Here is a 21588-nt window from a genome sequence, read left to right as displayed (position 1 = left end):
GCTCACTGATCAGATGCCCGGGAGCAGCCCCGTCCGGCTGACGGGGCTGAACCAGGAAGAGGTCGCGCAGGCGATCGGCGTGACACGCAATGCGGTCATCAGCGGGTTGGGGCAGCTGCGGGCCGTCGGGCTGGTCGAAACGGCGCGGCGGGTGATCGTTATCAGGGACGTGGAAGCCCTGAAGCGTTGGGCGGCGGCCGACTGAGGACGGCAGCCTGTGACCCGGGACACATCCCGTGCGCCCAGCGCTGTGCACTCGGCGGAGCAGCGCGGATGGAACCTCGAAGCAGCCCGAATACGGCCACACACCGGACCATCCGTGAGGAGATCCCGCATGTCTGTACCCATGCCTGTCCCGTACGCCGAAAGCCGACCGCTCCCGCCCTACCGCGCCCTGTTCGCCGTTGACGCGAAGGACTTCACTGGCCTGCCGGCCGCTCAACACGGCCCGGTCAGCCAGCTCATTCCCCAGCTGGTGGACCAGGCCCTGGAGCGGGCCGGCCTGCACCAGTTGCGCGATGCCCAGCGTTTTCCCGCCAATACGGGGGACGGCGTCGTCTTCGGGTTCGATCCGGTGCACCTGCCCTTCGTGCTCTGGCCGTTCCTGGGCGTCCTGGACGACGTGCTCGGTTCGTACAACCGTCAAGCCGTCGGCCCGCGGATCAGGCTCCGGGCCAGCATCCACGTGGGCCCGCTGCCCGACGGGGGCGAGCCCGGGGACGGCAACGGCACGGCCCGCAACGACATGCACAGGCTCCTGGATTCGCGTCCGGTCAAGGCGATCCTCGCCGCGGCGAGCGAGGAGGTGACCCACCTCGCCGCAATCGTCTCGGAACGGGTCTATGAGGACGTAGTGCTGGGCGCCTACACGGGGCTCCACCCCGACCGGTGTGTCGAAGTGTCGGCCACCGTCGAAGGAAAGAACTTCTCGCAGCGGGCCTGGCTGTACGTTCCTTCGCCTTCCGGGAACCTCGTGCGGGCGGGCATCCAGCCGCGTGAGGAACCCGTAGGTGCGGTGCCGACGGCGCCCACCGTGGCACCGGGCAAGGGTTCCGGCACGGAGTACAGCGGAAACTCCCAGCACGTCGGTGAAGGTGCCGCAGTGATGGGAAACGTCGGTCGTGACTTCACCTTTACCGCGCCCGCGACCACGTACCGCGGTACCAACCAGCACTGGGGCAGCGGAGACAACGTTGCGGGTGACAAGCGAGCCGGCGACGGGGACCAACGGTGAACGCCGTACCCGGCCCGGCCGCCGAGCCGGATGTCCAGCCGGAGACCGACCAGCCTGATCCGTCGGTTGGCCCGAAAGAAGGTCAGCACAGTTCCCTCCGCGAGGGCCACCAACGGGTGGACAGCGGGGTTGCGCTGATGGGTAACGTCGGTGGCGACTTCACGTACCTGAACATCAGTGCGTGGAACGACGAAGCCACCGAACGAATTCTCAAGCCGCGCCTGCGCGAGGGGCCTTATCCGGCGGAAGAGGTGCGCGGCTGGCTATACGGATTCGTCGAACCGCCGTCGCACGCGCGCTGCCGGAAGGCGCTGGACAGCCGGATCGTGCTGCTCAGGGCGAGGGCCGGAACGGGCGCTAGTACGGCGGCCTTCGCCCTTCTCGCCGAAAGGCACGGCGAGGGCGGTGTAACGGGCCTGGACGCGATGGCGGATCTATCTGCGTGGCGGCCAAAGGCCGGCCGCGGGTACCTTCTACAGGGTTTACCGGCGGCATCCGCCAGCTCTCTCGACGGCGTGCGGCTGGCGGGCCTGGCCGAGGCCTTGCAGGGTGCCGGGGCGCACCTGATAGTCACCATGGCGCAGGATGCCCGGTTGCCGTCAGACACGAGCCGGTGGGAAGAGATGCATGCCGCGCCCGGACCGCACGAGGTCGCGGAGAGGCGACTACGGCTCGTGGCCGCTGAAGGGAGGCTCGACAACTCACAACTGGATTCCGCTCTGGGGCACCTGGCCTCCCCCGAGTTCACCGAGTACCTCTCGACGCATCCGCTGCCGGGCGACGCAGTCGACCTATCGGACGGGTTGCGGCAGTGTGCGGAGACCTCGGCACCGACAGGGTCCGTGCTCGAGGATCTCCTGACCGGCACCGAGGATGCTGCTCGGTCCGCGCTCGCAAAGGCCCGGCACAGCGCCGACGCTGTCTCCTTGATGGCGGCCGTCGCTCTGCTCCCGGGACAGGACCGCACGGTGATCGAGCAGTTCGCCACAGCAATGCGCCCCTTGCTCGGTGCGCGTGCTACCAAGACGGGACAGAACGAGTCGCCGGAGGAACAGTCGCCGGATGTCCTAGGCCCCTCGTTCGAGGACCGGCTCGAAGCCATCGGCGCGCGCCCGCTGGCACCTCGTAGCTCGCCCGCCGACCGGTATCGCTACCCCGTGCAGCCGATCGTCTTCTCCGGCAGGCACCGCTCTGCGACACTCCTGCGCCATCTGTGGCTGGACTTCGAGGGCATGCCAGACGCGCTGTGGGGAGCGCTGGAGCAGCTGCGCTATCAGCCGGGCCTGGATGTGGCCGCCGGAGAGGCGATCGGTCGGGTGCTCGCACATGCCACCGGCCCCGGCGCCCTGACTCAGCTGCACCGCTTCGCCTCCTCGGGCGACCGCTGGCGTCGGCGTCTGGTCGGAGTCGCGCTGGGAGAGATCGTCCAGCACCCCCTGGTGTCCGGTGCGGTCAAGGAGCAGATGCGCCGGTGGAGCCGGTCATCTACCGTTCTCCGCTGCACGGTCGCCGAGACATGTGCGGGTAGCTACGGTCTCGCCCGGCCGGCCGCGGCCCTCAAACTCCTGGACACCGTCCTCGACGGCTCCTCCCCGGAGTTGGACGCGAAACTGCGTTCCGCCGTCTCCTTCGCGCTGGGCGCCCTCCTCACCGAGGAGGCGAACCACATCGAGGTCCTGGAGACGGTGACGAGGTGGCTGGAAGCCGGCCGGGGAACCCCCCGTCATTCGCTGGCGGTGCACGTGATCCACTCCATGTCGCTCTCGACGTTCCCCCAGCCGGGCACACCGGGTGCCGTCCGTATGAGTCTGGCCCGGACTCTGGAACGCCACCCCGCGCAGGGCTTCGCACTCGTCGTGCTGGGTCTCGACGACCCGGCCACGTACGACGTGGTGGCCCAAGGACTTGGGCGGGTCGAAGCCGACCCCGACATGTTCCAGAGGACGGCCTTCGACCACTTGCTGAGCGAGCTCTCCCGTACCGCTCGCCAGCGGCGGGGAGTCATCCGTTTCCTACTGGGGCGCCACCGAGATCACACGAACGCATCGCGAAGGAGGAGTGCGTCATGAGCAGGCCACTGCTTACGCCAGTCAGGTCTTCACCCGTTCGGCAACTGCTGCGGCAACGGTTCGGATCGTCGTCAGATCGTGCGCTCGTCTTCCTCTCGGATCGGGAAGGGGACCGCCTCGAGCCACCCCGAGGTGGAGACATCTGGGGATACCCCCGAGCGTCGATCGGGGCGGCCTTCCGAAGGGAGTTCGACTCGATCGAGTGGGTCTCGCTGGCAGAACGCCGGACCGTGGTGGAGGTGCCACGCCGGGGTCCTGCGACATCAACGCCTTCGCGAGCACGCTACGAAGTCGCCTGGATCGTCAGCAATCCGGTGGTCGCGGCACGCAGCGGCCTGACGGAGGATGCCGCGCGCCGGCTGATCGACCAGGCCATCCGTGGAAGTGCAGGACTGCGGGGTGTTTCTGATCCCCTTCGACGGCCGCCGACCCTGTACGGGACCGCTCAGGTCGAGCCCCCCGGTCAGCCGATGAGCATCGACGGGACGGGCCTGACCTACTGGTTCCTGGACCCCCCAGCCAGCCTTCTACCGGCTTCGAGCCATCCTGCCGAGCTCCTCCTTCCACCGGGCTTCGGCGAGGCCCACCGCGAGGCGTACCGCTTCTACCGTGAGGTGGTGGCCGGCGGGCCGGTTGGTCTGGCGGCGCTCTGGCTGCTCCACCATCCCGACCAGGCCAGGGAGGTGCTCGACTGGACGGTCGCACACGACAAGCTGCTCACCGAGCGGGACGGATGGGAGCGGACGCTGGCCGCAACGCTCCAGGGACTGACGAAGGAGGACCGGGGCTTCGTCGGGGTGAACCTGGCGCGCCTCCTCAGCGAAGTCGGCGTACCCCAGGGCGATGAGGTCTTGCGCAGGATGGGTGACGCGGGTGTACCGCACAGCGGCATGAACGGCTTCCACGGAGGGGCGCCGTGATGTGGGCTCTACCGTCTCGCCTCGCCCATTTGAGAACCCGGCCTGAAGGCCCTGCCTGGGACACAGACCACGTGGTCGTTCTATCGCGAGAACTCATCGCGCAGAACTATTTGGAGATTGGCCGGGCTGACGGCAAGGCAGCCATTCTTCTGGCTACTGGGGGAACACTCTTCGGGCTCCTTCTCGTACGGCGTCCCCTCGATGTCTTGTGGGCCGTCCCTTTGTGGTGGACGGCAGCGGCCACCACGACCGGGGCGTTGGTCTTCCTGCTCCTGGCTCTCGCCCCGCGGCGTGGGGCACGAGCCAGCGAGAGGCACGGCCTCCTCGCATACTACGAAGACGTGGTGCGTGCAGAGACGCGCGCCGACTTGTCGGCTGGGCTCAGGCGGGACGGCTCAGATCCCCAGCCCCGGCTACTCCGTGCGCTGAGGGAGACCAGCAGGATCGCCCGAGCCAAGAACCGCTGCGTGCGGTACGCCATTGTCATGTTGCTACCGGCGATCACCGCGGCCTTTCTGGCTGTTGCGCTCGGTCGCTGACCAGCCTTGGGTGGGAGGTCCGGTGCTGCCGTAGCCGGACCCGAAGGGCACTGTTCGGCTACGTCGTTCGGCATCGCCGTGATCGCGTTGCGGGGGGACTGTAGCGCGGTGCGCCAAGGGACTTGGCTAGGTGAGCAGAGTGGCTCTGAACGTGTTGCGAATCTCGGTCAAGGGTCCGCGGTCGCGGGTGAAGTAGACCTTGTTGGTGAGCAGGACAGCCCAGCAGCTCCGTGTTGGGCTGACCCACATGCCGGTGCCGGTGAAGCCGTAGTGGACCCAGACGTCCTCGGTGGGGTCGGTGCCGGGGGCGGGGTGCCAGAAGAGGCCGCGGGCGGGGGTGAGGTCGCCGGTGTGGAGGCGGAGCGAATCCTTGATCCAGGCCGGGCCGAAGGCTGCTTGGGTGGGGGCGAGCATGTGGCGGAGGAAGCGGGTTAGGTCGTCGAGGACCGAGAAGGTGCCGGCGATACCGCAGACGCCGTCGAGGAGGCGGGCGGAGAAGTCGTGGGCGGTGCCCTTGAGGTGGGTGCCGGTGGTCTCGTCGTACTCGGTGGGGGCGCAGCGGGCTGCCTCGGCATCGGGGAGGGGGCCGAAGCGGGTCTGCGTCATGCCCAGGGGGTTCCAGACGCGGTCGGTGGCGAGCCGGTCCAGGGGCTGGCCTGAGAGGTGCTCGGCGAGGTAGCCGAGGACGAGGGCGGCTCGGTCGGTGTACTCGACGGCCTCGCCGGGCGGGCGGTGGAGTGCCTCGTGGAGGACGCCGTCGCGGATGTCCTGGGGGTCGGTGCCGTAGAGATTCTTCAGATTCGCGCGCAACGGCAGGCCGGCGGTGTGGGTGAGCAGGTGGTGGGCCGTGGCCCGGGCGAGGGGATGGCCTGCGACCTCGTCCCAGAAGGTGCCCAGGGGGGTGTGGAGCTGGAGTTTTCCCTCTTCGACCAGGGTGCCGATCGTGGACCAGACGGCGAGGACCTTGGTGAGGCTGGCCACGTCGAAGAGGATGTCCAGCTGCATCGGCTCGTCCGGGTGGTCGGGGTCGAGGAGGCCGACGGCTCCGCTGGCCTCGATGCCGTCGGCGTTCCCGACCGCCCACACTGCGCCGGGGTAGACCTCGTCGCGTACGCCGGTCTGGAGGAGGTCTTCGATCCGGTCGGTGGTGTGGGTCATGGTCTCCCGATCGTCGTGGCCCGCGGGTGGTCCGCTGGCCAGGTTAGTGATGCGGCCGGGGTGGTGCCGGCTGCGCCACGGGTGGTGTCAGGCGAGCCGCCGGCCGAGATCGGCGATGGCCGTGGCGGTGGCGCTGAGGGGGAAGCGGGCGGCATTGGTGCGGCCGGATGCGCGGAGCATCTCCAAGAGGCCTGGGGTGGTGCGCAGGCGGTGGAGGTCGTGGGCGGCGGTGGTGGGGTTGGTGAAGTCGGTGGCCAGGCCGGTGCCGGAGAGGGCTTCGCTGAGTCCGGGAACGGGTTGGTAGAGGACGGGGAGTCCGCAGGCCTGGGCTTCGAGGGCGACGAGGCCCATGGCCTCCAGGGTGGTGGAGGGCACGGCGAGCACGTCGTGGTCGGCGAAGGCCCTCCACAGTTGGGCTCGGCGGAACCAGCCGAGGTAGCGGACGTGGACGCCGAGCTGGCGGATGACCGGGGCGAGGTCGAGGAACTGGGCGCGCGGGGCGGCGATGCTCAGCTCGACCGAGCGGGTGGCCGCGACGGCTTGGAGGAGGGGGTCGAGGCCCTTCTCGGAACTGAGGCGGCCTGCGAAGAGGATCCGCAGGTGGCTGGTGGGACGTCGGGCGGGCCGGGGCGGTGGGCTGGTCAGGAGGCGGTCGGGGATGCCCCAGGGGATCTTCTCGATCTTGCGCCTGTCCGTCTTGGGGGCGAGCTTGAGCAGGCGGTCGGCCATGGCGCCGGTGGGTACGACGATCGCGTCGGCAGCGGAGGCGGTCTCGCGGAGAACGCGTAGCTGCGTGGTGTGGTTCTCGGCGTGCAGGAGGTCGGTGCCGTGGACGAAGGCGATCCGGGGGTGGGCGGGCAGGGCTCGCAAGAGGGCGGGGGTGGCGCCGAAGGTCAGGTGGTGCAGCATGCTGATCTGGCGCGGGTCGATGGCGGCCGTCATGGCGTGGCGCAGGTTGGTGACGTACCGGCTGAAGGCGTGGCCGTCGAGGCACTTGCCGGACGCGTGCAGCAGGTCGATGCCGACCGGAGTGCGGGGTCGGGGGCCATCGGGGGCGAGCATGAAGGCGCGGGCGGGGATCGCGGGCTGGGTGCCGGCGTAGAGGTCGAGGAAGAGTTTGACGCTGCCGCCGGGGCTGGGGAACGGCAGGTCGAGGGCGGTGGCGACGACACGGTTCACCGACGGCCTCCGGGGTTCTCCTCGTAGAGGCGGGACGTCTCGATGCCCTCGCTGGTGCGGTACTTGAGGCCGTGCTGCTGGTAGCTGGCCGGGGAGCCGTGCGTGCGGAGGAAGACGAGCTTGCCGAAGGTCATGCCGGGCCGGACGCGTACGGGGCGGGTGGCTCGGATCTCCAGGGTCCAGCGGATCGCGTGGCCCTGGTGCCCGAGCGGCGCGGAGACGTGGACCCAGATGCCGAGGGAGCCGGTGGTCCGGTCGCCGTTGAGGAGCTGGGCGTACGTCTCGGAGCCGGTCCGTTCCAGGGTGTGGCCGAGGTAGAGGTGGCCGGGCTCCAGGACGTACCCGTCGTCGGGGAGGGTGAGTTCGGAGAAGGTGGTGGGACTGGCGGCGTCGAGGTCGCCCTCGCAGACGCGGAGCGTGCTGCCGAGGCTCCAGTCGTACGCGTTGGGGGACAGGCGGTCCGGGTCGTACGGGTCGATGGTGATGCGGCCCGCCTCGTGGGCGGCGGCGATGGCCGGTCCGGTGAGGATCACGCGGTCACCGCCGTGGCGTCGAGGTCGCGCCAGTACGACGAGGGCTGGGGCCCGGAGGCCGCCTGGTACTTGCCCTCGTACAGGTCGATGGCGCCCTCGGAGACGAAGAACATGATCTGCCCGATCTTCATCCCGGCGTAGACGCGCACGGGGCGGGTCGGGGTGAGCATCAGCGTCCACTGGCCGTGGAAGCCGATGTCACCGATGGGTGCGGTGATCTCGACGAAGAGCCCCAGTCGGCCGACGGAGGAACGGCCGAAGAGCAGGGGGACGAAGAGGTCGGATCCCACTTCCTCCAAGGTGTGGCCGAGGTACAGCTCGCCGGGCTGCAGGACGTGGCCGTCGTCGCCGATCTCTGTGCGGCGGGTGGGGTTCGGGCGGTGGGCGTCGAGTACCTCGTTGGTGTAGGTGAGTAGGGTCCCGCCCAGGCGGACGTTGTAGCTGTTCGGGTTGACCTGGGTCGGCACGAAGGGGGAGATCCGCAGCCGTCCGTCCATCGAGGCGGAGGTGATCTCGGGTCCGGTGAGGATCACTGGTCGTCTCCGTTGGTCAGGATGCTCCTGATTGCCGAGCCGAGGTTGAGGCCGACAGGGCGGGATCGGCTGCCGAGACAGGTGTCGGCGAGGTAGTCGGTGGTCAGCACGCTCGCCAGCCCGGCGGGGAGCGGATCGGGGGAGCTGATCAGGGGACCCGCCCGCTCGGTGAGGTGAGTCAGCAGTGCAGCGGGGTCGTTATGGAAGGCCGGCGCGACCTGGGCCTCGACCAGGCTGTTGTCGAACGGCTCGATGGCCAGCAGATCTCCAGAGGTGAGGACTTCGCCGAGCAGCGTCGTGCGAACGGCGGTCTCGTTGAGGACGACGGCCTCGCTGCCCAGTCCGCTGCGCAGCCGGTCGGCCAGTTCTCGGAGCAGGGCGTGGCGGTCGAGCGGCTTGTTCCGATAGGGCGCGACGAGACGGCCCAGCGGCTCGGCCAGCTGTGCGTCGATGGAGGCGATCTGTTCACGGACGGAGGCCAGCTCGGTCGGCAGGACGGATCCCGAGGTGTCGGGGAAACGGGCGGTCCGTCCGACCCAGCCTTCGAGGGAGCGTTCGGCGACTGCGTAGCCGACGGCGAGTTCCTGCCCCTTCAGCACGATGGTGTTGCCGACCCGTTCGGGTCCGGTGTGTTCGCTGTGGCAGTGGCCGGCGAAGATCACGTCGAGGAAGGGGCACGCCTCGGCGAGCTGGAGGTCCTGCTCGAAGCCGGAGTGGCTGAGGAGGACCCAGGAGTCGACCTCGTGGTGGTGCGCGAGCGTCAGCTCGCGCAGAGCGTGGACGGGAGCGGTGACGCGGTGGCCGGACCGCTGCCCGACCGGGATCGACTTGAACGCCTGCAGGCCGATCACGGCCGTGACGGCCATCCTTCGGCCCGCGATGTCCACGATGCGCAGACGTTGGAAGAGCGCGTTGCCGGTGGACTCCTCGACGACGTTGGCGCATACGGTCCGTTGGTGGAGGCCAGCCTCGAAGTAGTGCGGCCAGCCGTGGTTCCCGGGAGCGACGACGTCGTACAGGGCGAGCAGGATGTCCCGTTCGAGTGCGCCGCGGCCGAGGCGGTAGTACCCGGTGCCCTCGAAGAAGTCGCCGCAGTCCACCAGCAGGCTGTCCGTGCGTGCCTGGTGGAGGTGCCCGAGCAGCGGGCCGGCGGCACCGAGGGCGGAGTGGACGTCGGTGGTGGCCATGATCTGTCGTAGGGAACGGGCCGTGGTCATGGCGCGACCTCGCAGATGTCGGCGCCGAGGTGGAGGAGCTTGCCGGGCAGGTCGGCGTGGCCGCGGCGGAGCTGGTCGACTCCGCCGAGGGTGGTGATGCCGCGGGCGGTCAGGGCGGCGACCATGAGTGCGGAGCCTGTGCGGATGTCGGTGGCCTCTACCCCGGCTCCGGTGAGGCGTTGCGGGCCGGTCAGCCGGCATTCTGTGGGGGAGATCTCCTCGATCTTCGCGCCGAGCCGAGCCAACTGGGGCAGCAGGTTGCCGTGGCGGCCGGGGTTGATGGAGTCGGCGAACAGGTGTGTCCCGGGCTGGCCGAGAGCCAGTGCCATCAGGGGAGGTTCGAAATCGGCGTCCAGGCCGCCGGTGGCGAGTGTGGCGATGGCGCGAAGGGGACGGCCCGTGGGCCGGGCGGCGCTCCCGTCGACCAGGAGGCCGTCCTCCCGTACCGAGGTGGGGATGCCCAGCCGTTGCAGGGCTGCCTGCAACGGCACCACATCCCGACCTTGGACGCCCTCGATGCGCGCGGTCCCACCGGTGGCGGCGACGGCGCAGGCCAGGGTGCCTGCCTCGATCTTGTCGCCCGGAACGCGCCAGGCCGGCATCTCGGCCGGTGATGCTGCTGCCGGGCTCAGGTCCAGGACCTGTTCGCCGGCTCGGGCCTCCCATCCCGCCGAGCGCAGGGCGTCCAGCACGGTGATGACTTCTGGCGACAGGTTCGGCCGACCGAGGTGCAGCGCACGGCCCGCGACGACCGCACGCAGGACGGCGACGACCGTCGCACCGCGCGACCGGAACGGCAGCGTGTGGGTGACCGTTCCGGTGGTGGGTCGACCGGCCGCGACGTCATAGCCCTCGTCATGGACGGCGACACGGTCACCGAACGCCTCGTACACCTTGAAGTGCAGGTCCATGCCGCGCTCCCCGATCCGGCATCCCCCGGGCCAGGGCAGCCGGGCGTTCCCCTGTAGGGCGAGGAGTGCGGGCACCAGGTAGTACGACGCGCGGATCCGTGCGGCCGGGGCCAGGTCGGGTTCCGCGGGTACGGCGTCAGGGGCCATGATCACCACGCTGTCGGGCCGTCCCACAGCTCGGGCGACGTGCCAGCCCGCTCCTTGGATCAAGGTGAGCATCCAGTGGACATCGGCGCTGGCGGGGACGTTCTCCAGCTGGATGGTCCGGCGCACGGCTGCTGCGGCGGCCAGCAGCGGCAGGGCGGCGTTCTTGGAGCCGTCGACGGTGACCGAACCGGAGAGGGGACTCCCCGGACGTACGGCGATGACCTCCGCGCTCGTCGCAAGAGCTCGATGGGGTGCCATGCGTTCAACTCCTTTGCAAGGGAGGTTGCGTGATGGATGGCGCGACCGAGATGGGTGCGGACAGATCGAGCTCGGCCCAGCAGGACTTGCCGCCGGCGCTGTGGTCGACGCCGTGCCGATCGGCGAGGGCGTCGATGATCAGCAGCCCGCGGCCGTCCTCGGTGTCCGTACGGGGTGGGCGCGCGTGGGGGAGGACGGAACTCCGGTCGCGGACCTCGAAGCGCAGTCGGCTGCCGCGCAGGCGAGCGGTTACGGAAGCAGCTTCGTTTCCCGTGTGCTGAACGGCGTTCGCCAGCAGCTCGCCGGCCACGACCTCTGCCACGCACATGCCGTCGGTGCCGATGACCGAGCGCCAGCCCCTGATCTCGTTCATCACCTGGTGCCGGGCACGAGCGGCGCCCTCGGGCGTACTCGTGACGGCCAGCGTGACCTCGTGCACTTCCATGAGCAGCCTCCTGGAGGGGTGCGGTTCCCCCAGGCAAGCGGGTCAGGAGGCGGCTGCGCGACGGGCCGCGCAGCCCCTGCATCGTTCATGCACGTTGTGCATGGCGGGCAAGTTCGTTGCAGCTAGGCTCGGTTGAGCAGGCAGGATCGGTCTCGGCAGAAGGGGCCGTGGCGGAGATGGTCGACACGCAGGGCGAGGTGCACCGGATCGGTGAACTGATCCGCCGGGCTCGGGTCTTACAGGGCCGCTCACAAGCGGACGTGGCCGGCGAGCTGGGATACCACCAGTCGAAGATCAGCCGACTGGAGGGCGGACGCGGAACGGACGACATCCGCGTCCTGCGCGACGTCGCTCGCATCCTGCGCATCCCCCCGGCCAGACTCGGTCTGGCGGAGGCCGCCCCGGAAGCCGATCCCCACGATCCGGAGACAGAGGAAATGCTGCGCCGCCGTACCTTCCTTGCCGCCAGCGTCACCGCGCTCACAGCCTCGGTCGCGCCGACGGCTGCGCACCCCGCGCTCGTCTAGGCACTCCTGCCCGGGATGCCGACGGCTCCGACGACGGAAGCGCCGGAGTCCGGGGAACTACGAAACCGGGCAACGGCCATCCGGCGCCTCTGGAGCACGTGCGACTACGCGGAGCTGGAGCGGACCCTTCCCGGTCTGATCACCGATCTCCGCCACTGCATCGCCGACTCCCCGCAGGCCGAGGAGCTTCCCCGCTTCCTGGCCACGGCCTACCAGACCTCGGCCAGCCTCCTGCTTAAGCAGGGAGACCCCGGCACGGCGTGGCTCGCCGTCGGGCGCGCGATGGCCGAGGCCGAACGCTCGGGTGATCCACTCGTCCTCGCTGCCAGCGTTCGCCTCCACGCACACGTCCTGGTCCGCGAACAGCACGCCGGCCAGGCCGTCACGCTGATCAAGCACACGGCTTCACAACTCGCCGGTGCGTACGACCGGCAGCCCCACCACCACCTCTCCGTGCTCGGGTTGCTGCTACTGCGCGGAGTCACGGCTGCCAGCAGGGCCGGGGACCGCGCTGCCACCGCAGAGTTCCTGGCCGAGGCCAAGGAGGTGGCGAAGTACGTCGCCCTGGACCACCCCGACGCCTGGGCCAACTTCAGCCCCACCAACGTGGCCCTCCACGAGGTCAGCGCGGCCGTGTCCTTCGGCGATGCGGGCGTCGCCATCGACATCGCCCGTCCGCTCATGCGCCGCCACATCCCGGTGCCCGAGCGCCGGGCCGCCCTATGGGTGGAAGCCGCCCGTGCCTACGCACAGCAGGGCCGTCTCGTCGACGGGTACCAGGCCCTGCGGATCGCGGAGACCTGCGCAGCTCAGGACGTACGACGCCCAGCCGTCCGGGACCTGGTCGCCGACATGGCAGCGCGCGACCGTCGGCGTACGCTGCCAGAGCTCCACCACTTCAGCCGCCGACTGGGAGTACCCGCGTGACCGATCCGCAGCGCAAGCCCTTCCTGTACGGCGTCGTCTGCGCGGCCGGGATCGCGGGCGACGTCGGCAAGCTGATCGACGCCGCGCACGAGCGGAGCTGGGACGTCGGCGTCGTCGCCACCCCGCAGGGGCTTCCCTTCCTCGACGTCGCCGCGATCGAGGAGCGGACCGGTTACCCCGTCCGCTCCGCCTGGCGCGCGCCCGGGGACGCACGGCCCTTCCCACCCGCCGATGCGGTCGCCGTGGCCCCGGCCACCTTCAACACGGTCAACAAGTGGGCGGCCGGCTTCGCGGACAACCTCGCCCTCGGCATCCTCTGCGAGGCTCCGGGCATGGGCATCCCCACCGCCGTCCTGCCCTACGTGAACACCGCCCTCGCGGCCCACCGCGCGTACCAGCGCAGCCTCGCCGAGCTGCGCGAGATGGGCGTTCTGGTCGGCAGCTACGAGCCGCACCGCCCGAAGTCCGGCGGCGGTGCCGACCGCTTCCGCTGGGAGGAAGCCGTTGACCTCCTGGCTCCGTTGCTGGAGGCAGGGGCTGCACACCACTGATCCTGCGACTGCCAGTGGGTAGGACCTGCCGGACGTGCGCATCGGGAACACCGGCGACCGGTGACCGGGAGGTACCCGGTCACCGGTCGCAGAGTGCTGTTCCGGGCCTGTCAGTCTTCGGAGGGGAGGTATATGCCGCCATCCGGAGCGGCGATGGCGCACAGGCGCTCGTACTCGGTGCGGTCTTCATCGGTCATGTGCGGGAGTACGTCCATGACCATGCGGGCTTCGGGGTGCCGGGCGAAGTACGAGTACAGGAGTTCGATGAGAGCCTCCGCGGCCGAGTGCTGCTCAAGGGCAGCCGCGGCGTTGCGGGCGCTCAGCGCTGCCGTGGCTTCGAGTTCGGCACGCGTTGCCTGGTAGGCGGTGGCCTGTTCGGCCCGGGTGAAGGGGCGTCCGTCACTGTGGGACCAGGTGTTGGTGTCGGGCCGGAGCTTGAAGTCCGCGTCCAGCAGCAGGGCAATGACTTCGATGCGCAGTTCGGTTTCGGGCATGCGGGGGTTCCTTACGGGACGGGGTCGGTGGTGATGTTTTCAATGCTCCGGAAAATCCCCGGTTTGGCTGACCGGGGATCGTCGGCTATGTAGGGGGCCGGAGGCGTCCGGGCGTCAGCGCCGGCGGGAGGCGTTGCTCGTGGCCTTCGGAACCGGTTGTGTGGTCGCCGCGCGCCGGGGGAGTGATGCTGCGGGATCGGCAGGCAGGTGCGCGAGACGGCGGAGACGCCAGACGAGGACGTCGCTGACGGAGGTGGCGCTGTCCAGCTCCCGGTGCCGTGTGGCTTCTGCGAGGAGGCGGTCCGGGTTGTGGCCTGCGGCCCGGGTATCGGCGAGGGTGGCTGCTAGGGCGGGCCAGCCCGGCTCGGCCAGAACTTGTTCGGCGATCTCGGGCAGCGCCTGGCGTAGGACGGCTGCCTGTCGTCGCTGCAGTGACAGGGAGCGGCCCCGCTGGTGGAGCACGGACATCGGCTGGGCGGCAGCGATCTCGTAGGCGGCGCGCAGGTGTTCGGCGGCTTGATGGGCGGCTTCGGCTTGCTGGGCGTGGTGCTTCTTGGCGTGCCAGTTCGCCGCCGCGGTGACGAGGAAGAACGCGGTGTCGATGAGCATGGCGGTGGTGGCGCCGTCCTCTCCGCTGCCGAGGGCCGGCCCGCTGTGGGCGAGGTCGTGCGCGGCCTGGCGCAGGGCGCGGTCGTGCCCGCGTACGGCGCGGACGTGGGAGCGCGAGGCCCGCTCGAACGCGAAGGCTGCATCCCGGAGTTCTCGGCGGGTGTGGGCGGCGGAGGTCCCTGCGAGCGCGTCGAGGACCTCGCCGGCAGCGGCGATCTGGGCTGCTGCCGTGCCGTCGTCGCCGTGCTCGATGAACAGCAGTGCCTGCCAGGTCGCCGTGGTGGCGCGCCGGCGGGCATACGCCGGGCCGGTCATCAGCGGGAGAGCGGGCTGCTCCGGTGAGACGACTTCGTCGGAGGAGGGTTCTGCTGGCGGGGTCCAGCGTTCGCGGATGCGGGGCAAGGAGAGGTCGGGGGCGAGCTTGGATCCCGAGTAGAAGACGGGCTCGCCGTGCTTGTTTCGGTCGTCGGGCAGGGCCACGGTGTAGCCGAGGAGGTCCCCGGACGGTGCCACGCGCTGCTTTACGAGGACACCGGCATGGGTGAGGCGGCCGAAGAAGTCCTCCTCGCTCCGGGCACCGGCCGCCGCGCGTCGGACGCTCTCGCGCAGTGCCTCCCTCGGGGTGCGTTCCCGCTGGTGGCGGTCGGCTTTGTGGCGCTCGGCGCTGGTGGGGCGCTGGGCTGCGGTTCCGTCACCGGTGTTGAGGCGGCGCAGGCCGTAGTCGGCCTCGACGAGACGGGCCTCGGCCTGGGAGCGCTTGGCTTCGTTGTGGCGGCGGGGCCGGCGGCCGTCCTCGCGGACGATGGTGGCGATGATGTGGATGTGGTCGTCTGCGTGGCGGACGGCTGCCCAGCGGCAGGCGGCGGTGTCGCTCTCGGGGGCGATGCCGGTGGCGGCGACCATGCGGCGGGCGATGTCGCCCCACTGTTCGTCGGTGAGGATCGGGTCTTCGGGCGCGGCACGTACGGACAGGTGCCAGACGTGCTCGGTGGGGCGCCGTGACGTGGGAAGGGCTTCGACGGGCTGGTCGAGGAGCCTTTGCAGGTCCGCGTAAGTGGCTTGCGGGTTGCGCCCGGGGTCGGGTACCAGGCTGTCCCAGGCCGCCACGAGGTGCGGGTCGGAGTGTTCCTCGTGGGTGCCGGGGCCGTAGAGGTAGCGGATCAGGCCGATGGTGTGGGTGCCCATCTTGTGGATGCGGGGGATCATCCGGCGGGGGTCTCCGTCTCTACGTAGCGCTGGGTGAAGTCGTCCACGCGCTCGGCGGTCCGCTGGACGGCGTCGAGGACCGCCTTGGCGTGCGGGGCGTCGGCGCCGGAGTTCAGGACGGTGGCGACCTGGTTGAGGTTGTTGCCGATCTGGCCGAGGGCCCGGCGCAGCGCGAACAGCTCCCTGACCATGTCCCGGTGGGTGGCGATCTCGGCTTCGGTGTGGTCGAGGTCGCGGGCGGCCTTCAGAGCGGTGTGGGCGAGGAAGCCGGCGATGCTCATGTGGCAGGCGGACGCGGCGTGGGTGAGGAGCTGGAATTCGTCGTCGTTCATGCGGCAGCTGGGCTGGTGCATGCGCTTCTTCTCGGCGAGCAGGCGTTCACGCTGGCGCACGTGCGATGTCGTTGGGGCGGTGTGCGTGCAGCGGGGGGTGCGGCAGGTGTGCTGTCCCTTCGATTCGTGGTGCGGTCCGGTCTCGGCCGCGTCCCGAAGGACCGGCACCCCCTGGTGCTGGTCCGCTCCCGCCACCCCTGGGGCGGGGGAGCCCAGAGCATTGCTCCCGACGGGAGCAATGCTCTGGGTACAACTTGCTCCTCCTGAGGCTGGAAGCGAGGGCATGTGCTCGTCGTTGCTGAGACGGTCGTGCGGTGGGTTGTGCATGCGTGTCCTTGAAGCGGTAGAGGCTGGTCGTGTGAAGGGGTTGTTGGGCGGGTCGACCGGTTGGGGACCGCTGGCTCGTGACGCGAAACGCTGCCGGTGCTGTCCGGGGACCGGGCGGGGACGGTCCCCGTTTCGGGTAGGAACTCGGTCCCCGGCGGCAAGGGCGTGGGGGACCGGTCCTGTCTCGGTCCCCGTAGTGGTGGGTGGGGACGGTCACCGACGTGGTGACCTGGCGGTCCCGAACCGCCGCAGGGTGGTCCCGGATGGTGGGGACCGTGGGGGCGGTCCCCACTGAGTCGGGGGATGTCAGGTGGGGGTGACCTGCGGAAACAGAGTTGGGGACCGGTCCCCGTGGTGGCCGGCGCGCGCAGCGCAATCAGGGGACGGTCCCCGATCGACTGCTGTCGGTCCCCTCCTGGGGAGGGCGCTGTCAGACGGGACCGGGGCTCGTTTGGGGACCGGACCGGGTTGGGGACCGTGATGGGGACGGGACCGGGACCGGGGCGGGGACGGTCCCCGAACGGCTCGGGTCAGTGGTTCGGTCCCCACGATGACGGGGACCGACCAGGGTGGGGACCGTGGTGGTCAGGAGCCCGACGGCTGGGTGCGTCGGCGGTCCGGGCCGGTGAGGATGACGCGGGTGGTCATCTCTGCCAGGCGGGAGGCGACGCGGTCCCCGACTGCGTTGCGGAGTTCCGCGATCGGCAGGTTGGTGGTGATCAGGGTCGGGAGCATCTCGGTGTAGCGGCGGTTGATCAGCCGGTACGTCAGCTCCTCGGTCCACTCGGACTGCTTGGCCGCGCCGAGGTCGTCCAGGATCAGCAGCGGGCACCGGCCGAGCTCTTGGATCTCCCGCTCGGGGTCGTGGTTGGGCCGGGGCCGGAGCTGGGCGTAGAGGTCGGCGGAGGTGACCGCCTGCCAGCGCAGGCGTACTCCGGCGGCCAGCAGCGAGCGGACGGCTCCGTAGGCCTGATGTGTCTTGCCGATGCCGGTGGTTCCGGCGATCAGCAGCGAGGGGCCGTAGGCGATGCCCCGGGAACCGGCCGGCCCGTTTCGCCCGGCGCGGGTGACCGCCTCCACCCAGCCCAGGACTTCGGGTTGGGTGGCGAGTGCCTCGCGGTAGCGGGGCGGGATGCGGCGGTCGGCGAGTTCCAGGGCGGTCACCGGCTCCACCGTGGGCCCGGCGGGTGCGGTGTCTGGGTCGATGCCCTTGGCAGCGAGAATGGCCTGGAGACGGGCTGCCAGGGTGCCGGCACGCTGGGGTTCGCGGGTCGCGGTGGTCACAGCTGGCCTCCGTAAGCGGCTTCGGCGTCAACGGGGTTGGTGTACGGCTGTGGGGCTCGGCGGGCGCCAGCAGTGGCCTGGGGCGGGTTCATGGCCTCGTTGACCAGGCTGGGCAGCAGGCTCGGGTGGAGGCTCTTGACGCGCATGCGCTCGACGCCGGCCCGGACGTGCTCAGGGTCGATGCCTTCGCGCAGCAGCTTCTTGATCTCCCGGCCGACATGGCCCAGAACGCTCTCCGGGGGACGTTTCCCGCATGCGGCGGCGTACTCGCCGACCATCTGCTGAGCTGTGACGGTCTGGGATGGGGTGGGGGCGCTCGCGCCTCCCAACGGAGATCCTAGATCCATGATCCTAGGTCCTAGATCCGGACCGTGAGGGCTCGGAGTGGGCTCCCGCGCCTCTCCCTGACGCTGCACGGAGGGTTCAGTGAACCCGTTCTGACCTGCGGATATGAGGTTAGCTGAAGCGGCATGAGGTGTGCGTGCGAGCTCCGGGGCGGGTGCCTGATGGTGCACGGACGCCTCACGGAGCCCTCCCTGCGCCAGCGGTGAAGTCAGGGGCCCCCGGCCGCCGTCGTGGTAGGGGCAGTTCGGGTGTCGGACACCGCTGGGGCGGTTGACCTTCTGGTGCTTGGAGAAGGTCACGATGTGCAGGTACCGCTTGCCGTCCTCGCCCTCGTAACGGCAGATGAGTTCATTGCCGGCGAGCTGGGTGAGGTCGTCCTCGACCTCGATCGGGCCGTGTTCGGGGCGCAGGGACCACAAGAGGCCTGCGATGACGGCGGACTGGTCACGGAACCGGCCGTGGTCGTCGGCCTGGGTGAGTAGGCCGAAGAACGTCCGCTCCGCGGTGATGCTGACGGCGGCCAGCGATTCGGAGCTGAAGGCTTCCGGCTTGATGGTGCGGATGCGGGCCATGCCTATCGCCCCGCCTTCGTCTGCTGCTGGGACGCCGACGCCGGGGTGGGCGCAGGTGTGCGGACGGCTGCTTCGGCCGTACTGTTGGGCATAGACGTTCCTCAGATCCGTTCAGGAGTGGGCGGTTTGGACAAGGGACTCCCATCGGCTCTCGGCGCTGCAACGCCGGGAGCCGATTCCTTTGTCGGGGGTGCTTAGCCAAGACAGCCACACCCAGCCCGCGGAAGTCCAGCGAATCTGCACTCGAAAAGCGTCAGAGCGCATCGCTGATCGCGAACGTCTTCACAGTAAGGGCGAATCCCCGGTTGACCAAAAAGTCGACGGCGTAGGGAGAGCGGCGAGGATCGCACCCCGAAAGCCATTGACCGGGGTAGACGAGGCGATCTATGTTTCCGCCGTCCGGAGCCCCTGATGGTGTGTGCACCTCTGTGGTGCGAGATGGGCCGTAGTTCCGCAATGGCTGCCTATGCGGGAATCATCAGTTCGTTCTCCGCGAAACGAGCCCCAAAGTCCCATGTCTGGGCTTCCGCGATTACGTAAACCCGGGAACCCGAGCTACAACGGACGCATGCCCCGAAGAGCTACGGAAATCGGTCCCGCCGGAGAACGGACCGCCGGTGCCATCGAGCGCCTGCGCACCTCGCGCGGGTTCGCCCAGCGCGAGCTCGCCGCCCGTGTCACCGAGCTCGGCCACCCCATGACCAACACCATCCTGTCCCGCATCGAACGCACCCGCCGGCGCTGCGACGTGGATGACCTCGTCGCCATTGCGGCCGCCCTCGGTGTCTCCCCACTCGCCTTGCTCCAGCCCGCGACGTGGGGGGCCGGGGCGGGTGCGCGGTGACGCCGCCCCGGCTTATACCCGACGATCCCCGGTCAGCCAAACCGGGGATTCTCCAGACCATTGAAGTAGTCCGCTCCACCTGCCTGACAGCAAGCGGGGGCGGATTCGTCATGCCCGATGTCCGTCGCCACAGGTTGTCGACGGAAGACCCCGAAGGTTTCGATACGTGCGAAGTGTTGCTTGTGACAGTGAATTGCTGGCGAATGTCCGTATGTCTCCCCGTGTGTCGCCGCTGCGGAGGGGTTTTCTGAACGTGCGTGAAGCCGCCGAATACCTAGGGCTGTCGCCCGCCACCCTTTACGTGTGGCGGCACCGTCGCCAAGGTCCGCCGAGTTTCCGGATGGGGCGGAGCGGGCGCGTGATGTACCGGATCGAAACGCTTGACGAGTGGATCCGGGAACAGGAGCAGGCGGACTCCCGCAGTAACACTTCCCTGAATCCGGTGAATGCCGCCCCGCAGCACCGCGCCGGGTACGCGGCCATGGCCTGACCGATCTACCCGGCCTTACCACCCGCCCTATGTCCAACCCTTAACCCGAGGAATTCTTTGGCTGGCTATATCGAAGACCGTTGGATCAAAAAGAAGAAGGATCCCGTCACCGGGAAGCGTGAGCGTACGACCCGTTACGGCAAGGGGTCTCGGTACCGTGTCGCTGGAATCCCGGGCGTCCGGGACATGTCGTTTGACGTGCTGGAGGACGCCAAGGGGTGGCTCCGGCGGTCTGGCACCGACAGCGAGCGGGGCGAGTTCGTCGACCCGCGCGACGGCTCCATCACCTTGACGGACTTCGTCACGCGCCACTGGCGCGCCGGCGTTCGCGGCGCGCCCGGCACGGTCAAGCGAGTTGACGAGCGTGTACGACTCCACATCCTTCCGCACCTCGGTGCGGTGGCGCTGCGCGACGTGTCGGCGACCGTCCTGCGCGGCTACATAGCCACGCTCGAAGGCGAGTGCTCTCCGCGGTACGCCCGGCAGATTCTCACCTCGCTGTCGAACATCTTCGAGACCGCGCGATCGACGACAAGCGCCTCGTCCGCAACCCGATGCGGGCCAAGACGGTCCGTTGGCCGAAGGCCCCCGACGAGGATCGTGACGCGTGGCCGCTGGCAACGGCGCAGCGGGTGCGGGACGTGATCAATCCTCGCTACCGGATCGCGGTCGTCGTCGCGCTGGGGTGTGGGCTGCGCCAGGGAGAGGTGTTCGGGCTGTCGCCGAAGGACATCGACTTCGAACGCGGCGTCATCCGAGTGCGCAGGCAGGTGCAACTTCTCTCCGGGCGCCTCTATTTCGCCCTGCCCAAGGGCGGCAAGACGCGCATCGTCGACATGCCCCGGTCGGTGGCCACGGAACTGGCCGCGTACTTCCTCGACCATCCGGCGGTCGACGTCGAGCTCCCCTGGGGCGGACCGGAGCCCGACCGGGAGAAGCAGAGCTTCCCGCTCGTCCTCACGACGACGTACGGCAACGCCATCCGCGCCAACATCTTCAACGACGAGGCCTGGAAGCCGGCCCTCGCTGCGGCCGGAGTCATTCCCGTACGGGAGAAGGGGGCGCGGTGGAAGGCTTCACGGAAGGACGGCTTCCACGTGCTCCGGCACACTTACGCCTCGGTCCTCCTCGAAGCGGGCGAGTCCATCGTCACGCTCGCCCGGTGGCTCGGTCACTCAAGTCCGACCATCACCCTCGACCACTACGCCCACTTCATGCCGGAGGCCGGCGGCAAGGGACGCGCAGCCATCGACGCACTACTCGGCACGGTGCCCGAGTACGTACCTGACGACCTTGTCTCGTCCCACCAGAGCACTACCGGTCTCACCGAAGGGTGACGAACCACCTCGACCCGCCGATGCCCTCAACCGTCGGCCGCAGCGAGGAGACGCGCCGCATAGTCGGGGTCGAGGTCCCATTGCAGGGTGATGGCCGTCATGCCGTCCAGCTGGAGGTAGTCCTCTGTTGGATGCGCGGTCGCCCCTTGGGCGATGGCGCTAGCGAGGTTCGCCACGCCAGAGTCCCGCAAGGCAGGGCCCTCGGCGATCTCGCTCTCCACCCGACGAGCGAGGGTGTCGAGGAAGTCGAGGATCGCAGCGATGACCGGATCCCCCTGGTGTAGTCCGCCAACCACGCTGCGAGCCTGTTGGAACTGCGCCACCGCTTCGTCGGCGGTGCTCTGGTGCCTCGCGTCTGTGTCCCTGAGCGTCGCGAGGTGAGCCAGCCCGGAGAGGCACTGGAGGGCCTGGTGGGCGTCGATGGCAGCGTCGGTGAGTGGGGTCGGATGTCCTTCAGGAAGCTCGGTGCTCCAAGCGTCGAAGAGGCCGGTCCCCGGCCACAGGGCCGTCTGAAGCTGTTGCGCCATGAGCCTGACTGGCTTGCCGTCGACAAAGGGAACGAGCAGGACGGCCCTACGGCTGCCTTGGGAGCCGGGATCG

Annotated in this window: 23 protein-coding genes and 1 pseudogene; 11 read left to right on the top strand and 13 right to left on the bottom strand. The window is 69.5% G+C overall.

All coding sequences use genetic code 11. The features are described 5' to 3' along the window. The 5 genes from ABT106_RS23895 to ABT106_RS23875 form a co-directional block, all read left to right on the top strand. A partial coding sequence (locus tag ABT106_RS23895; protein ID WP_351280780.1) for a helix-turn-helix domain-containing protein occupies window positions 1-205 on the top strand: 205 nt, incomplete at its 5' end. Window positions 206-334: 129 nt separating this feature from the next. Next, window positions 335-1234, top strand: a complete 900-nt coding sequence (locus ABT106_RS23890; protein ID WP_351280778.1) for a hypothetical protein — start codon at window positions 335-337, stop codon at window positions 1232-1234. Beyond that, entirely contained in the window at window positions 1231-3303 is a 2073-nt protein-coding gene (locus tag ABT106_RS23885; RefSeq protein ID WP_351280775.1) for a hypothetical protein, read from the top strand. The genes ABT106_RS23890 and ABT106_RS23885 overlap by 4 nt, the downstream gene beginning before the upstream one ends. Window positions 3304-3773: 470 nt before the next feature. After that, on the top strand, window positions 3774-4223 hold the full coding sequence (locus tag ABT106_RS23880; RefSeq protein ID WP_351280773.1) for a hypothetical protein: 450 nt from the start codon (window positions 3774-3776) through the stop codon (window positions 4221-4223). Beyond that, entirely contained in the window at window positions 4223-4762 is a 540-nt protein-coding gene (locus ABT106_RS23875; RefSeq protein WP_351280783.1) for a Pycsar system effector family protein, read from the top strand. Before ABT106_RS23880 ends, ABT106_RS23875 begins: the two co-directional genes overlap by 1 nt. A 126-nt stretch (window positions 4763-4888) precedes the next feature. Here ABT106_RS23875 and ABT106_RS23870 read toward each other — a convergent pair whose 3' ends face one another. The 7 genes from ABT106_RS23870 to ABT106_RS23840 all read right to left on the bottom strand — a co-directional run bounded on the left by ABT106_RS23870 (window position 4889) and on the right by ABT106_RS23840 (window position 11143). After that, the gene (locus tag ABT106_RS23870) at window positions 4889-5920 is read right to left on the bottom strand and encodes a serine hydrolase domain-containing protein (protein ID WP_351280770.1); all 1032 of its coding nucleotides are present in this window, start codon (window positions 5918-5920) and stop codon (window positions 4889-4891) included. Window positions 5921-6007: 87 nt separating this feature from the next. After that, a complete protein-coding gene (locus ABT106_RS23865; RefSeq protein ID WP_351280767.1) occupies window positions 6008-7099 on the bottom strand; it encodes a glycosyltransferase family 4 protein in 1092 nt (363 codons plus the stop codon). Next, entirely contained in the window at window positions 7096-7632 is a 537-nt protein-coding gene (locus tag ABT106_RS23860) for a dCTP deaminase (protein WP_351280765.1), read from the bottom strand. The genes ABT106_RS23865 and ABT106_RS23860 overlap by 4 nt, the downstream gene beginning before the upstream one ends. Further along, the gene (gene dcd, locus ABT106_RS23855) at window positions 7629-8165 is read right to left on the bottom strand and encodes a dCTP deaminase (RefSeq protein ID WP_351280763.1); all 537 of its coding nucleotides are present in this window, start codon (window positions 8163-8165) and stop codon (window positions 7629-7631) included. Before dcd ends, ABT106_RS23860 begins: the two co-directional genes overlap by 4 nt. After that, window positions 8162-9382 (bottom strand): metallophosphoesterase, encoded by a 1221-nt coding sequence (locus ABT106_RS23850; protein ID WP_351280760.1) that lies wholly within the window; start codon window positions 9380-9382, stop codon window positions 8162-8164. The genes dcd and ABT106_RS23850 overlap by 4 nt, the downstream gene beginning before the upstream one ends. Beyond that, the gene (locus ABT106_RS23845) at window positions 9379-10698 is read right to left on the bottom strand and encodes a carboxyvinyltransferase (protein ID WP_351280757.1); all 1320 of its coding nucleotides are present in this window, start codon (window positions 10696-10698) and stop codon (window positions 9379-9381) included. Before ABT106_RS23845 ends, ABT106_RS23850 begins: the two co-directional genes overlap by 4 nt. A gap of 4 nt (window positions 10699-10702) precedes the next feature. Beyond that, window positions 10703-11143 (bottom strand): ATP-binding protein, encoded by a 441-nt coding sequence (locus ABT106_RS23840; RefSeq protein WP_351280755.1) that lies wholly within the window; start codon window positions 11141-11143, stop codon window positions 10703-10705. A gap of 176 nt (window positions 11144-11319) precedes the next feature. On the opposite strand from ABT106_RS23840, the pseudogene ABT106_RS23835 reads away from it, so the two are divergent. Together ABT106_RS23835 and ABT106_RS23830 are read left to right on the top strand one after the other, a co-directional pair. Continuing rightward, a pseudogene (locus tag ABT106_RS23835) lies at window positions 11320-12597 on the top strand (helix-turn-helix domain-containing protein). Next, the gene (locus ABT106_RS23830; RefSeq protein ID WP_351280752.1) at window positions 12594-13148 is read left to right on the top strand and encodes a flavoprotein; all 555 of its coding nucleotides are present in this window, start codon (window positions 12594-12596) and stop codon (window positions 13146-13148) included. Before ABT106_RS23835 ends, ABT106_RS23830 begins: the two are co-directional and overlap by 4 nt. Before the next feature lie 110 nt (window positions 13149-13258). Here ABT106_RS23830 and ABT106_RS23825 read toward each other — a convergent pair whose 3' ends face one another. From ABT106_RS23825 to ABT106_RS23805, 5 genes are all read right to left on the bottom strand, one after another. After that, window positions 13259-13642 (bottom strand): hypothetical protein, encoded by a 384-nt coding sequence (locus tag ABT106_RS23825; protein ID WP_351280749.1) that lies wholly within the window; start codon window positions 13640-13642, stop codon window positions 13259-13261. Between the two features lie 114 nt (window positions 13643-13756). Then, window positions 13757-15457, bottom strand: a complete 1701-nt coding sequence (locus ABT106_RS23820; RefSeq protein WP_351280747.1) for a relaxase/mobilization nuclease domain-containing protein — start codon at window positions 15455-15457, stop codon at window positions 13757-13759. After that, a complete protein-coding gene (locus ABT106_RS23815; protein WP_351280745.1) occupies window positions 15454-15849 on the bottom strand; it encodes a plasmid mobilization protein in 396 nt (131 codons plus the stop codon). The genes ABT106_RS23820 and ABT106_RS23815 overlap by 4 nt, the downstream gene beginning before the upstream one ends. An 852-nt stretch (window positions 15850-16701) precedes the next feature. Next, the gene (locus ABT106_RS23810; RefSeq protein WP_351280742.1) at window positions 16702-17400 is read right to left on the bottom strand and encodes an ATP-binding protein; all 699 of its coding nucleotides are present in this window, start codon (window positions 17398-17400) and stop codon (window positions 16702-16704) included. Then, on the bottom strand, window positions 17397-18317 hold the full coding sequence (locus tag ABT106_RS23805; protein ID WP_351280739.1) for a hypothetical protein: 921 nt from the start codon (window positions 18315-18317) through the stop codon (window positions 17397-17399). The genes ABT106_RS23810 and ABT106_RS23805 overlap by 4 nt, the downstream gene beginning before the upstream one ends. Before the next feature lie 568 nt (window positions 18318-18885). Between ABT106_RS23805 and ABT106_RS23800 the strand changes: the two genes are divergently transcribed. The 4 genes from ABT106_RS23800 to ABT106_RS23785 all read left to right on the top strand — a co-directional run bounded on the left by ABT106_RS23800 (window position 18886) and on the right by ABT106_RS23785 (window position 20988). Continuing rightward, window positions 18886-19161: a helix-turn-helix domain-containing protein gene (locus ABT106_RS23800; protein ID WP_351280737.1), complete on the top strand. Its 276-nt coding sequence runs from the start codon at window positions 18886-18888 to the stop codon at window positions 19159-19161. Between the two features lie 253 nt (window positions 19162-19414). Next, complete coding sequence (locus tag ABT106_RS23795; protein WP_351280734.1) at window positions 19415-19651, top strand: helix-turn-helix transcriptional regulator; 237 nt, start codon at window positions 19415-19417, stop codon at window positions 19649-19651. A gap of 186 nt (window positions 19652-19837) precedes the next feature. Continuing rightward, window positions 19838-20296 (top strand): hypothetical protein, encoded by a 459-nt coding sequence (locus tag ABT106_RS23790; RefSeq protein ID WP_351280731.1) that lies wholly within the window; start codon window positions 19838-19840, stop codon window positions 20294-20296. Further along, window positions 20293-20988, top strand: a complete 696-nt coding sequence (locus tag ABT106_RS23785; protein ID WP_351280729.1) for a tyrosine-type recombinase/integrase — start codon at window positions 20293-20295, stop codon at window positions 20986-20988. Before ABT106_RS23790 ends, ABT106_RS23785 begins: the two co-directional genes overlap by 4 nt. Window positions 20989-21014: 26 nt before the next feature. Here ABT106_RS23785 and ABT106_RS23780 read toward each other — a convergent pair. Then, window positions 21015-21588 (bottom strand): hypothetical protein (locus ABT106_RS23780; protein ID WP_351280726.1); only part of this gene is annotated, 574 nt, incomplete at its 5' end.

This window comes from Streptomyces sp. NPDC002044 (genome assembly GCF_040296725.1).
GTDB lineage: Bacteria > Actinomycetota > Actinomycetes > Streptomycetales > Streptomycetaceae > Streptomyces > Streptomyces antarcticus.
This window is presented reverse-complemented; position numbering and strand designations above follow the sequence as displayed.

Excerpts from the sequence above, each read along its gene's own strand:
- ABT106_RS23890 (WP_351280778.1), top strand. The coding sequence starts at position 335 with ATGTCTGTACCCATGCCTGTCCCGTACGCCGAAAGCCGACCGCTCCCG.
- ABT106_RS23880 (WP_351280773.1), top strand. The coding sequence starts at position 3,774 with ATGAGCATCGACGGGACGGGCCTGACCTACTGGTTCCTGGACCCCCCA.
- ABT106_RS23875 (WP_351280783.1), top strand. The coding sequence starts at position 4,223 with ATGTGGGCTCTACCGTCTCGCCTCGCCCATTTGAGAACCCGGCCTGAA.
- ABT106_RS23870 (WP_351280770.1), bottom strand. The coding sequence starts at position 5,920 with ATGACCCACACCACCGACCGGATCGAAGACCTCCTCCAGACCGGCGTA.
- ABT106_RS23850 (WP_351280760.1), bottom strand. The coding sequence starts at position 9,382 with ATGACCACGGCCCGTTCCCTACGACAGATCATGGCCACCACCGACGTC.
- ABT106_RS23845 (WP_351280757.1), bottom strand. The coding sequence starts at position 10,698 with ATGGCACCCCATCGAGCTCTTGCGACGAGCGCGGAGGTCATCGCCGTA.
- ABT106_RS23840 (WP_351280755.1), bottom strand. The coding sequence starts at position 11,143 with ATGGAAGTGCACGAGGTCACGCTGGCCGTCACGAGTACGCCCGAGGGC.
- ABT106_RS23825 (WP_351280749.1), bottom strand. The coding sequence starts at position 13,642 with ATGCCCGAAACCGAACTGCGCATCGAAGTCATTGCCCTGCTGCTGGAC.
- ABT106_RS23820 (WP_351280747.1), bottom strand. The coding sequence starts at position 15,457 with ATGATCCCCCGCATCCACAAGATGGGCACCCACACCATCGGCCTGATC.
- ABT106_RS23805 (WP_351280739.1), bottom strand. The coding sequence starts at position 18,317 with ATGGCCCGCATCCGCACCATCAAGCCGGAAGCCTTCAGCTCCGAATCG.
- ABT106_RS23800 (WP_351280737.1), top strand. The coding sequence starts at position 18,886 with ATGCCCCGAAGAGCTACGGAAATCGGTCCCGCCGGAGAACGGACCGCC.
- ABT106_RS23790 (WP_351280731.1), top strand. The coding sequence starts at position 19,838 with ATGTCGTTTGACGTGCTGGAGGACGCCAAGGGGTGGCTCCGGCGGTCT.